Here is a 12042-nt window from a genome sequence, read left to right on the forward strand (position 1 = left end):
CCGACGGTGCGTCAGTCTGCCAGAGCCGCCAGGACCCGCGACACCCCCTGCTCCTTCGGCCCCAGGAAGCGCGGCTCCGGCTTGAAGGCCGCGTCCAGCGCCGCCTTGCCCGCCGCGAAGACCTCGCGCGTGCCGCCGTAGTACCAGGTCGCATCGTGCTCGTCGTCCACCCCGACCCCGTACGAGTCCAACCCCGCCGCATCGCACAGCGCGACGGCCCGGCGTATGTGGAAGCCCTGGCTGATCAGCACCGCCCGCTTCACCCCGAAGATCTCCTTGGCCCGGACGCAGGAGTCCCACGTGTCGAACCCGGCGTAGTCGCTGACGACGCGGTCACCCGGCACCCCGTGGGCCGTCAGGTACGTCCGCATCGCGTCGGGCTCGTCGTACTCGGTGCGACTGTTGTCCCCGGTGACGAGCACGACCTTGACCTTGCCCGTGCGGTACAGCTCCACCGCCGCGTCGAGCCGTCTGGCCAGATACGGGGTCGGCCGCCCGTTCCACAGACCCGCCCCGAACACCACCGCGACCTCGGCGGCCGGCGCCTCCGCCGTGCTCCGCAGCCGGTCCGCGGCCGCCGCGTGCGTCCACGCCGAGGGCAGCAGGAACAGCACGCACCCGGCCACCACCGCCTGGACGGCCCGCCGCCGCCCCGCCACCGTCTTCATCCAGCCCGGCTTCGGCTTCGACTCCGCCGTCGACTCCGATTCCGACTTCGGCTTCGAATTCCGCTTCATGGTCCGTCCCCCCGTTGCGCCACACGTCGTTCGCACACATTGACGATCTACGCCCGCACCCCAGTTCCCCGCTCCCCGCCTTTCACTCGTACGAATGAGCGGGTGAGTTCCCGGTGAACACCCGTCACCCCTGCGCAACGCCACCGACATCTGCGCCCCGCAGGATCGGTTCATGACGGAGCTGGTGCACCCTCCCGAGTCCCTGTCCCTCCCCTTTCCCCCCGCCACCGCCTCGGAGCTGCTGACCCGGATCACGACCCAACTCGGCACGCAGCTCAGCGGGTTGCGCCCGTGGCGCCCGGCGGGAGACCGGTCCGACGGAGCCCCCGCATGCAGCCCACCCTCGTCGCCGTCGCCCACGGCAGCCGCGACCCCCGCGCCCTCCCCGCCGTCCTGACCCTCCTCGACCGGATCCGCGAGCTCCGCCCCCGCCTCGACGTCCGGCTCGGCCACATCGAGCCGAACCGGCCCCTGCTCGGCGAAACCCTCCGCGGCGCCACCGGCGCGGCCGTGCTCGTCCCGCTGCTCCTGGGCCGCGGCCACCACGTCAAGCGGGGCCTCCCCGCGGCCGCCGCCCGCGCCGCCCACCTGGACACCCGCGTCGCCGCCCCGCTCGGCCCGCATCCACTGCTGGTCGAGGCCCTGTACGAGCGGCTCCTGGAGGCCGGCCGGGCACCCGGCGCGGGCACGGCCGTCGTCCTCGCCGCCGCGGGCTCCCGCGACCCCGACTCGGCGGCCGACACCCGCCGCACCGCCGCCCTGCTCTCCGAACGCCTCGGCGGCGCGGCCGTCGTACCCGCCTACGCCTCCTCCTCCGCCGCCGCCCCGACCGTCCCCGACGCCGTCCGCGCCCTCACCGCCCGCGGCCACCACCGGATCGCGGTGGCCTCGTACTTCACCGCCCCCGGCCGCTTCGCCACGCAGTGCGCCGCCGCCGCGCCCGGCCCGGCGGCCGCCCCGCTGGGCGACCACCCGGCCCTGGCCCGGCTCGTGCTCCAGCGCTACGACGAGGCCCTGGCCCGCCAGGCCCTGGCCCTGACCCGGGAGCTCACCCCCTTGCCCCCTGCGGCCCCCTTGAAACTGGCCACCGCATAAAGACCGCGTTGGCGCGGATTGCTCAGATTGGTCGCATTGTCGGTGTTCCCGGTTACCGTCTGAGCATGGAAGGCATGGAACGCACCGGCACCGCACCCGCCCCTCACCCCGACCCGGACGCCCCCGGCGCCCCGTACGACGCGTCCGACACCGAGCGCTGGGCGGCCGAGCCCGACAAACGCCCCGGCCGGACCGCCTTCCAGCGCGACCGGGCCCGCGTGCTGCACTCCGCCGCGCTGCGCCGCCTCGCCGGGAAGACCCAGGTGGTCACCCCCGGCAGCCGCTCGTACGACTGGGACGCCAGCCCCCGCACCCGCCTGACGCACTCCCTGGAGTGCGCCCAGGTCGGCCGCGAGCTCGGCGCGGCCCTCGGCTGCGATCCCGACCTGGTCGAGGCCGCCTGCCTCTCGCACGACATGGGCCACCCGCCCTTCGGCCACAACGGCGAGGAGGCGCTGAACGAGTTCGCGAAGGACTGCGGCGGCTTCGAGGGCAACGCCCAGTCGCTGCGCCTGCTGACCCGCCTCGAGCCGAAGCGGTTCGTGCCCGACCCGGCCACCGGCGAGCTCACCAGCGTCGGCCTCAACCTCACCCGTGCCTGCCTGGACGCCGCCACCAAGTACCCCTGGGCCCGCGGCGGCCACCCCACCGATCCCGACTCGGTCAAGTTTGGCGCGTACGAAGACGACCTGCCGGTCTTCGAGTGGCTGCGGCGCGGCGCGCCCGCGGACCGCAAGTGCTTCGAGGCCCAGGTGATGGACTGGTCGGACGACGTCGCCTACTCCGTCCACGACTTCGAGGACGGGCTGCACGCCGGGCACCTCGACCCCAACCTCCTCTTCGCCGAGCCCGAGCGCACCGCCATCTGGCAGGTCGCGATCGGCCGGTACGTGCCGGCCGACACCGAGCCGGAGGAGCTGCGGGGCGCCCTCGACCGGCTGATGGAGCAGGACTGGTGGCCGCACGGGTACGACGGGTCGGCCGTCGCCCAGGCCCGCCTCAAGGACGCCACCAGCCAGCTGATCGGCCGGTTCTGCCTGGCCGCCGAGGGCGCCACCCGCGAGGCGTACGGCTCCGGCCGGCTGACCCGGTACGCGGCCGAGCTGGTCGTCCCGCGCGAGGCGCGCAACGAGTGCGCGGTCCTCAAGGCCGTGGCCGACCTGTACGTGATGCAGCGCGACGAGCAGGAGCGGCTCCGCGCCGACCAGCGCATCGTCCTGGCCGAACTCGCCGAGGCCCTCAGCGCCCGAGCCCCCGAGGGCCTGGACCCGCAGTTCCGGGCGATCTTCGATGCCGCGCCCGACGACAGGGCGCGCAAACGTGCGGTCATCGACCAGATCGCGGCGCTCACGGACGCCTCCGCGCGCTCCCTGCACGCCCGGCTCACACGGCGCACGCGCCGCCCCGTCGGGTGAGCCGATCGGGCCATTCCCCCTTCACGCGGCAGGCTCAGTGCGGGACGCTCGCATGTGGTCGCATGTGGCGGAGAGGTTATGAGGAGGCATCAGGTGGTCGACGCACACCGGACATTCGTCATCGTCGGCGCAGGGCTCGCCGGGGCCAAGGCGGCGGAGACGCTGAGGTCCGAGGGGTTCACGGGGCGGGTGATCCTGGTCGGCGACGAGCGCGACCATCCCTACGAACGGCCCCCGCTGTCCAAGGGGTACCTCCAGGGCAAGGAGGAGCGCGACAGCGTCTTCGTGCACGAGCCGTCCTGGTACGCGAAGGCGGACATCGAGCTGCACCTCGGCCAGCCCGCGGTCCAGCTGGACCGGGAGGCCCGCAAGGTGGTCCTCGGTGACGGCACGGCGCTGCACTACGACAAGCTGCTGCTGGCCACCGGGGCCGAGCCGCGCCGCCTCGACATCCCGGGCACGGGCCTGGCCGGGGTGCACCACTTGCGCCGGCTCGCCCACGCCGAGCGGCTGAAGGGCGTACTGGCCACCCTCGGCCGGGACAACGGGCACCTGCTGATCGCGGGTGCCGGGTGGATCGGCCTGGAGGTCGCCGCCGCGGCCCGGGGGTACGGGGCCGAGGTCACCGTGGTCGAGTCGCTGGCCACCCCGCTGCACGCGGTGCTCGGTCCGGAGATCGGCCGGCTCTTCGGGGACCTGCACGCGGAGCACGGGGTCCGCTTCCACTTCGGTGCGCGGCTCACCGAGATCGTCGGGCACGACGGCATGGTGCTCGCGGCCCGGACCGACGACGGGGAGGAGCACCCGGCGCACGCCGTGCTCGCGGCGATCGGGGCGGCGCCGCGGACCGCGCTCGCCGAGACCTCCGGGCTGGCCCTGGTCGACCGGCAGCACGGCGGCGGCATCGCCGTGGACGCCTCGCTGCGGACCAGCGACCCGGACGTGTTCGCCGTCGGGGACGTGGCCGCCGCGCACCACCCGCTGCTCGGGACCCGGCTGCGGGTCGAGCACTGGGCGAACGCGCTCAACGGCGGCCCGGCCGCGGCGCGGGCGATGCTGGGCCAGGAGGTCTCGTACGACCGGGTGCCGTACTTCTTCTCCGACCAGTACGACGTGGGCCTGGAGTATTCGGGGTACGCCCCGGCCGGCGGCTACGACCAGGTGCTGATCCGCGGCGATGTGGCCAAGCGGGAGTTCATCGCGTTCTGGCTGTCGGAAGGGCGGGTGCTGGCCGGGATGAACGTGAATGTGTGGGACGTCACCGAGCACATCCAGGCCCTGATCCGTTCCAAGGTGCCGGTCAACCGCGAGGCCCTGGCGGACCCGTCGGTTCCGCTTGACTCCCTGGTGGAGGGCTAGGGGGTGGCGGGGGGCCTGACGGTTTTGCGGGCGCCCGGCCGTAGACTTCACGGGTGGCAGGACGGATCAACGACGACGATGTGAAGGCGGTACGGGACGCGGTCCCGATCGACGCCGTGGTCTCCGACTACCTCCAGCTGCGCAACGCGGGCGGCGGCAACCTCAAGGGCCTCTGCCCCTTCCACGACGAGAAGTCCCCGTCCTTCCAGGTCAGCCCCGGCAAGGGTCTCTACCACTGCTTCGGCTGCCAGGCGGGCGGGGACACCCTCGACTTCATCATGAAGATCGACCACCTGTCGTTCTCGGAGGCCGTCGAGCGCCTCGCCGGACAGGCCGGCATCACGCTCCGGTACGAGGAGGGCGGGTACACCGCCGGCACCAGCGGCCGCGGCGAGCGCATCCGACTCGTCGAGGCCCACAAGGCGGCCGCCCAGTTCTACGTCGAGCAGCTCGGCGGCGCCGAGGCGGAGATCGGCCGCAGGTTCCTCGCCGAGCGCGGCTTCGACCAGGCCGCGGCCGAGCACTTCAGCGTCGGGTACAGCCCGGCCGGCTGGGACCACCTGACCCGCTTCCTGCGCGGCAAGGGCTTCAGCGACAAGGAGCTGATCACCTCCGGCCTGGCCCAGGACAGCCGCAGCGGCAAGCCCATCGACCGCTTCCGCGGCCGCCTGATGTGGCCGATCCGCGACATCAGCGGCGAGGTGGTCGGCTTCGGCGCGCGCAAGCTGCGCGACGACGACAACGGGCCGAAGTACCTGAACACGCCGGAGACGGCGATCTACAAGAAGTCCCAGGTGCTGTACGGCATCGACCTGGCGAAGAAGGAGATCGCGAAGACCTCGCGGGCCGTGGTGGTCGAGGGCTACACGGACGTGATGGCCTGCCACATGGCCGGGGTCACGACCGCGATCGCGACCTGCGGCACCGCCTTCGGCGGCGACCACATCAAGATCCTGCGCCGCCTGCTCATGGACAACGCGACCGCCGAGGTGATCTTCACCTTCGACGGCGACGCGGCCGGCCAGAAGGCCGCGCTCCGCGCCTTCGAGGACGACCAGAAATTCGCCGCCGAAACCTCCATCACCATCGCGCCCGGCGGCATGGACCCGTGCGACCTGCGCCTGGCTCAGGGGGACGCGGCGGTGTCCGGGCTGGTGGAGGCCCGTACCCCGCTGTTCGAGTTCGCGCTGCGGCACATCGTGGCCCGGCACAACCTGGAGAACCCGGCGGGCCGGGCGGCCGCGCTGGACGAGGCGGCGCCGGTCGTCGCCAACATCAAGAACATCGCGATCCAGCACGAGTCGGCGGTCCAGCTCGCGGGGATGCTCGGCATCCGGGACGAGCAGTTCGTCGTCAAGCGGGTCGCGCAGCTGGCGCGCTGGGCGCGGGACCGGGGCAGCCAGTCCGGCGGGCCGCAGCAGGGCCGCGGCCGGCCGTCGCAGGCGTCCTCGTACGAGGCGGCCCCGGCGCCCAGCGCCCCCGTGGGCGGCGGGCCGGCGCTCAACCTGCGCAGCCCCGCGCACCGCACCGAGCGCGAACTGCTCAAGCTGGCGCTCCAGCGGCCGGCCCTGGTCTCGCCGGCCTTCGACGCCTACGGCGTCGACGAGTTCACCGCCCCGCCGTACGCGGCGGTCCGCGAGGCCATCCAGGCCGCGGGCGGCGCGTCCCTCGGCACCGACGACTACCTGGCCCGGGTCCGAGACGCCGCGCCGAACGACACGGTCCGCGCGCTCGTCACCGAGCTGGCGGTCGAGGCCATCCACGCCAAGACGGTGGACGAGGTCTACGCCGGGGTCCAGCTGGTCCAGGTCCGGCTGCGCGCGGTCGACCGCCGGGTCCACGAGATCCAGGGCACCATGTCCCGCCTGGGCACCCAGGCCCCGCCGGAGCAGCTGGCGGCGGTCCAGGAGGAGCTCTGGGTCCTCCAGCAGTACGGGCAGCGCCTGCGCAACCGCGGCGCCGAGGGCCTGTGAGCGAAGCCCCGCGCAACTACCTCCGTCTGAACCAGTCGCCGCCCGGTATCTCGGTGCCGGATTCGCGCAGCCTGCGGGCCAGCAGCGGGGCCGCCAGGTAGACCCAGGCGGGGGTGCGGGTGCCGTCCGGGCGGACCGCGTCCCGGCGGACCCGGTCGTAGACGTTCAGCGGCCGGTCGGGGCCGTGGTACTCCTCCAGCCGGTCCAGTTCGGCCAGCAGCCTCCCGTACGCCCCGGGCGCCGCGGTGACCAGCTCGCCGACGATCTCCGATCCCGGGTGCGGGACGGCGTACGGGTAGCCGGGGCCGTCGTACAGCAGCGCGTCCGGGAGCCGGGCGGGCTCCTCGGCGGCGGTGCGGCCCCGCAGGAACAGGTCGTGGTTGACCTCGCCCGGGCGCAGGGTCCCGTACACGAAGAAGGGGAGCTCGGCGGTCATCCGGCCTTCACCTCGGCGGCGCGCGCCGGATCTTGCGGCGAGCGTGGCGGCTGCGGCGAGTGTGGCGGCTGCGGCCGATCGGCTGATGTCACGGGGCCCTCCCTCGGGTACGGCGGACAGCGCGCGGTCCGGGTCTTTGGTCCCGAGTCCGCCTGCGCCCCTCCACCGTACGCACCGCTGTTACACAACCTCCCGGTGCCCGTGATCGTCGCCGTCTACCGTCGATTCGTCCTGCCTCAGACCCCTTTGGCTCCTCATGACGCGACCCATTCCCCAGCTCATCGCCGCCCTCCTGTCCGCGCTCGTCTGCGCGCTCGCCGTCGGCGGCTGCTCCGCGCCCGGAGGGCTGGGCGTCGGCGAGCCCGCCCCGCCCGTATCGGCCCAGCCGCAGCCCGAGTCGCTCTGGCCGCTGTGGACCGACCGCTCCGTTTCGGGGCCGGGCACATCGGTCGGCACCCGGGAGCCCCCGCCGCAACCGCTGAAGAACGCGCCCGAGGTGGGGGCCGGCGGGCTGCCCGCGGTGAACGTGCAGGACGTCGTACGCGCCGACAAGCAGATGAAGGCGTTCGCGGCGAAGGGCTGGATCGACGCACCCGGCAAGGTCGGGATGCGCCCGCCCGTCTTCCGCGACCTCACGGGCGACGGGAACCAGGAGCTGATCGTCGCCGCCGACGCGGAGACGGGGCGCACCGCGCTGACCGTGTACACCGCGGAGGGGACCCGGATCGTCCCCGTCCTGTTCACCGTCGGCCGGCGGATGGCCGCCGAGACCATCGGCGGCGACCTGCTGCTGCGCACCGCCGCCGACGACGGTTCCGAGCAGGCCGTCCGCTACCACTGGGACGGCGAGCGGATGAGGGTCGTCAGCGACGAGCGGCGGTACACCAAGTCCTTGCCGGGCTGCGGCAGCGACCAGACGATCCCGCAGCCGAAGCGCACCGACAAGTACGGCCAGGTGTGCGAGTGAAGCCCGTCCTGATCCGCTGCCGCCACCTCCTCCGGGCCCTCGGCCTGCGCTGGAAGATCTCGATCCTGCTGGCGGCCGGCTGCGCGCTGGTCGCGGTGACCATCGGCGTACTGATCCACCAGGCGCGGGCCCACCAGGTGGGCGACGCGGCCCGGGAGAGCGCGCTCGCGCAGCTGGTGCGGGTACGTCAGGTGTACGAGCTCACCGGCCGGCTGGACGAGGACAAGGTCGGCGAGGCCGACGCCTGGATCGACTGCCCGGGGCTGCCGGGACCGCTGCGCCGGGCGGCCCTGGCGGGGCAGCGCACCACCTACCTCGACCTGTCCGGGCCGGATCCGGCGGTGTGGGCGGCGCGCCCGGTCGGCGGCGACCACGTGCTGTCCGTACGGCGGTCGCTCGTCGGCGAGCAGGCCGAACTCGGCGAGCTGGAGCAGCAGTTGGTTGCCTCCGGGGCCGGGGTCGTGACGCTCGCGGCGATCGCCGGGGCGCTGCTGGCGAGCCGGCTGAGCAAGGACCTGCGCACGGCGGCCGAGACGGCCCGCCGGATCAGCGAGGGCGAACTGGACGCGCGGATCGGGGCGTCGGGCGTGCCGGGGACCCGGAACGAGGTCGCCGAGCTGTCCTCGGCGGTGGACACGATGGCGGCCAGTCTCCAGCAGCGGCTGGAGGCGGAACAGCGGTTCACGGCCGACGTGGCGCACGAGTTGCGGACCCCGCTGACGGGGCTGCACACCGCAGCCGAGCTGCTGCCGCCGGGACGGCCCACGGAGCTGGTCCGGGACCGGGTCGCGGCTCTGCGGACGCTGACGGAGGACCTGCTGGAAGTGGCGCGGCTGGACGCGCGCCGGGAGGAGGCGCAGCTGGCGGCGCACGCGCTGGGTCCGCTGGTCGCGACGATCGCGCGGCGGTCGGGGGTGGTGGCGGAGGTGGTCGGCGCGGACTGCCCGGCGGTGGTCCGTACGGACGCCCGGCGTCTGGAGCGGATCCTGACGAACCTGCTGGTCAACGCCCGTCGGCACGGCGAGGGGCCGGTCACGGTGACGGTCTCCCGGAACACGGTGACGGTACGGGACCGCGGTCCCGGCTTCCCGGTGAAGCTGCTGCGGGAGGGGCCGCAGCGGTTCCTGACGGGCGCCGCCGAGCGGGGGCAGGGGACGGGGCTGGGCCTGACCATCGCGTTCGGCCAGGCGCAGGTGATCGGGGCGCGGGTGACGCTGTCGAACCCGGCTCCGGCGGGCGCGGCGGCGACGGTGACGCTGCCCGCGGCGTGAGCCGGGCGGGGGCGAGGCGGGGGCGAGGGCGAGGCGGGGGCGGGGCCCGGACCCCGGCCCGGGGACCGGTCGGCGGACCCGGCTCACCCGGACGGCGTGGCGCCCTCGAATGACCGAATGCGGGGTCGTGACCTGCGGAAACAATAGCCACCCGAGCGAATCTGACGGAATATCAGCAGGCGCTCCGCGGCCGGGCCGGGTTTCCTCGGGAACACGACCCCGTGTCTCCAGGAGCCCCCATGCGCCGACGCACCGCCCACGTGCTCACCGCCACCGCGCTGACCGCCGCCGCGTTCACGGGCCCGGTCGCCGGGGCGGTCGCCGCCGCGGAGCTCGGCACGGCGGGCTTCGCACCCGGCGATTTCGCGAAGCTGGAGGTATGGCCGAAAACAGCCGCTCCCGGGGCCAGTGTCACCGTGAACACCACCGCCTGCGGCGCGGGCAGCCACGCCGACGGCGATGCCACCACGGTCGGCGGCGGCCGCTTCAAGCTGGTCCCCGGCACCCACAAAGAGGTGGTCATCGGGCAGTTCCAGATCGCCCGGGGCCTGCGCCCGGGCACCTACAGCATCGGCGCGACCTGCGCCGACGGCAAGTTCGCCACCGGCGACCTGGTCGTCACCGAACGCGGCCCCAAGGGCCACGTCCGTACCGGGGTGGGTGGCGGGACGACCACCACCGTCGACCCCACCAAGATCACGGCGGGAGCGGTCGTGCTGGCCGCGGCCGCCGTCGGCGGTACCTGGCTCCTGCGTCGCCGGGCGAGCGGCACGCGGAGCTGACGGGCGCCCACCGCGGCTGCGACCGCGGTCCGACCGGTACCGTCCCCCGTCGCCCGCCCCGCGAGGTCCCCCCGTTCGCGGGGCCGGGCGACGGCCTGCCACACGGAAACACGGACCCGGATCGGGACCCCGACCGGGACCCGGCTCGGGACCCGGCCCGGGACCCGAACCGGGGCCCGAACCGGGGGCCGAACCGGGACTCGGACCCGGACCCGGACTCGGAACACACCGCCAGGGGGCACCCATGGGCAGAGACCAGGCCGGCCGCGGCGGGCTCGTCGCGCTCGCCGCCTGCGTCGGCATCTGGCTCGTCGGCAGCGGCTCCGGCCAGTCCGTCGGACCCCCGCTGCCCTCCCCCGCGGACGCGCTGGGCACGCAGGCGCACTACCCCGGCAGCATCGACCCGCTCCCCGGCTCCCCGCCGGGCCGGATCCGGATCCCGTCCATCCGGGTCGACGCCCCGCTGACCGGGCTGGGCCTCGGCCCCGACGGGGGCATCGAAGTGCCGCCGCCCGCCCGCCGCGATCTGGCGGGCTGGTACCGCGACGGCACCACCCCCGGCGCAGTCGGCACCGCCGTCGTCGTCGGCCACGTCGACCACGCCACCGGCCCGGCCGTCTTCTACCACCTCGGCGCGCTGCACCGCGGAGCCGCGATCGAGGTGCCGCGCGCGGACGGACGTACGGCCGTGTTCACCGTCCACGCGGTCGAGGTCTACGAGGCCGACCGCTTCCCCGACTCCCGCGTGTACGGGCCGTCGCCGCGCGCCGAGCTCCGCGTGATCACCTGCGGCGGGGGCTTCTCGCCGCGGACCGGCTACCAGGGCAACGTGGTCGTCTTCGCCCACCTCACCGGCACGTACTAGGGGGTGTCAGCCCCACTGCTCCAGACCGAGCTTGACCACCAGCGCGGCAACCACCGTGAGCAGCACGCCGCGTACGAACCCGCTGCCCTTCTTCAGCGCCATCCGGGCTCCGACCATGCCTCCGGCCAGGTTGAAGACCGCCATCAGCGCGGCCAGCTGCCACAGCACCATGCCCTGGTACGCGAACATCGCGAGCGCCCCGGCGTTCGTGCAGCAGTTGACGATCTTGGCGGTCGCGGAGGCGGTGACCAGGTCGAGGTGGAGCAGCGCGGTCAGGGCGAGCGCCAGGAAGGTGCCGGTACCGGGCCCGATGAGCCCGTCGTAGAAGCCGATGCCGAGGCCGGCGAGCCCGATCGCGAGCAGCACCCGCTGCCGGCTGACGGGCGCGGTCGAGGGCGCGGTGCCGAAGCCCGGCTTGAAGATCACGACGGCCGCGACGATCACGAGCACGCCCATGATGAGCGGGCGCATGGTGTCCTTGCTGATCCCGCCGGCCAGTGCGGCGCCGCCCATGGATCCGGCGAGCGCGGCGAGGCCGATCCGGACGGCGAGCTTCACGTCCACCGTCGCCTTGCGTGCGTACGTCACCGCCGCGCCCGAGGTGCCGACGATGGCGACGGCCTTACTGGTGCCGAGGACGGCTGCGGGGTGGGCGTTCGGCAGGCCGAGGAGCAGGGCGGGCAGGAGCAGCAGTCCGCCGCCGCCCACCACCGCGTCGATCCAGCCGGCCGCGGCGGCGGCCGCGCACAGCACGATGATCATCGTCGTTGATATGTCAGGCACGGCCACGACCCTATGGAGCCGATGGGTGCAGCGACCATCAATCGCCGGAAACTTGCGCAAAGGTTGAGCTTTGCCGGGCCGGCTCCCGGTCCGGGGCCACCGGGGCGGCCGGATCCACGGTCGCCGTCAGCGCCGTCGCGGCCAGCACACTGGCCAGCCCGAGCCCGGCCGCGAGCCGCCGCGCGGGCGGTACGGCGGCCAGCGCGGCCACGCCCGCCCGCAGGGCGGAGGGCCGGCGGGGCTTGCGGTGCCGGGCCGCGGGGGCGGCGGCGGGGGCGGGGGCGGGGGCCCCGACCGGTACGGACAGGGGGACGTGCAGCGGGTGGCGCATGGCGCGGCGGCCTCTCGGAATCACGTAC

Annotated in this window: 11 protein-coding genes and 1 pseudogene; 8 read left to right on the top strand and 4 right to left on the bottom strand. The window is 74.3% G+C overall.

Features of this window, described 5'->3' with window-relative positions; all coding sequences use genetic code 11:
* Positions 1-11: 11 nt before the first annotated feature.
* Positions 12-668, bottom strand: a complete 657-nt coding sequence (locus tag IF02_RS0125000; RefSeq protein ID WP_030160591.1) for a SanA/YdcF family protein — start codon at positions 666-668, stop codon at positions 12-14.
* Positions 669-1067: 399 nt separating this feature from the next.
* Here IF02_RS0125000 and IF02_RS32685 point away from each other — a divergent pair, with 399 nt between their 5' ends.
* The 4 genes from IF02_RS32685 (at position 1068) to dnaG (ending at position 6579) form a co-directional block, all read left to right on the top strand.
* Positions 1068-1832 (top strand): CbiX/SirB N-terminal domain-containing protein, encoded by a 765-nt coding sequence (locus IF02_RS32685; protein ID WP_078622305.1) that lies wholly within the window; start codon positions 1068-1070, stop codon positions 1830-1832.
* A 74-nt stretch (positions 1833-1906) separates the two neighbouring features.
* Complete coding sequence (locus tag IF02_RS0125010; RefSeq protein ID WP_051696515.1) at positions 1907-3247, top strand: deoxyguanosinetriphosphate triphosphohydrolase; 1341 nt, start codon at positions 1907-1909, stop codon at positions 3245-3247.
* 93 nt (positions 3248-3340) lie between these two features.
* Positions 3341-4606, top strand: coding sequence for an NAD(P)/FAD-dependent oxidoreductase (locus tag IF02_RS0125015; RefSeq protein WP_030160599.1), 1266 nt, complete (start codon positions 3341-3343; stop codon positions 4604-4606).
* 53 nt (positions 4607-4659) lie between these two features.
* A complete protein-coding gene (gene dnaG, locus IF02_RS35240) occupies positions 4660-6579 on the top strand; it encodes a DNA primase (RefSeq protein WP_030160600.1) in 1920 nt (639 codons plus the stop codon).
* A 16-nt stretch (positions 6580-6595) separates the two neighbouring features.
* Here the strand turns inward: dnaG and IF02_RS0125025 are convergent, their stop codons facing one another.
* The gene (locus IF02_RS0125025) at positions 6596-7015 is read right to left on the bottom strand and encodes a gamma-glutamylcyclotransferase family protein (RefSeq protein WP_030160601.1); all 420 of its coding nucleotides are present in this window, start codon (positions 7013-7015) and stop codon (positions 6596-6598) included.
* Positions 7016-7271: 256 nt separating this feature from the next.
* On the opposite strand from IF02_RS0125025, the gene IF02_RS0125030 reads away from it, so the two are divergent.
* The 4 genes from IF02_RS0125030 (at position 7272) to IF02_RS0125045 (ending at position 10900) form a co-directional block, all read left to right on the top strand.
* Positions 7272-7982 (top strand): hypothetical protein, encoded by a 711-nt coding sequence (locus IF02_RS0125030; RefSeq protein WP_199809277.1) that lies wholly within the window; start codon positions 7272-7274, stop codon positions 7980-7982.
* A complete protein-coding gene (locus tag IF02_RS35980; RefSeq protein WP_051696516.1) occupies positions 7979-9253 on the top strand; it encodes a sensor histidine kinase in 1275 nt (424 codons plus the stop codon). Before IF02_RS0125030 ends, IF02_RS35980 begins: the two co-directional genes overlap by 4 nt.
* 239 nt (positions 9254-9492) lie before the next feature.
* Entirely contained in the window at positions 9493-10035 is a 543-nt protein-coding gene (locus IF02_RS0125040) for a hypothetical protein (RefSeq protein ID WP_051696517.1), read from the top strand.
* 244 nt (positions 10036-10279) lie between these two features.
* Entirely contained in the window at positions 10280-10900 is a 621-nt protein-coding gene (locus IF02_RS0125045) for a class F sortase (protein ID WP_030160606.1), read from the top strand.
* A 6-nt stretch (positions 10901-10906) separates the two neighbouring features.
* On the opposite strand, the gene IF02_RS0125050 is transcribed toward IF02_RS0125045, so the two are convergent.
* Together IF02_RS0125050 and IF02_RS0125055 are read right to left on the bottom strand one after the other, a co-directional pair.
* Positions 10907-11683 carry a sulfite exporter TauE/SafE family protein gene (locus tag IF02_RS0125050; RefSeq protein WP_030160608.1) on the bottom strand — a complete coding sequence of 259 codons (777 nt, stop codon included), beginning with the start codon at positions 11681-11683 and terminating at the stop codon, positions 10907-10909.
* A gap of 37 nt (positions 11684-11720) precedes the next feature.
* A pseudogene (locus IF02_RS0125055) lies at positions 11721-12042 on the bottom strand (hypothetical protein); the annotation flags it as partial.

Origin of the sequence: Streptomyces sp. NRRL S-244, assembly GCF_000717915.1 — a bacterium.
GTDB lineage: Bacteria > Actinomycetota > Actinomycetes > Streptomycetales > Streptomycetaceae > Streptomyces.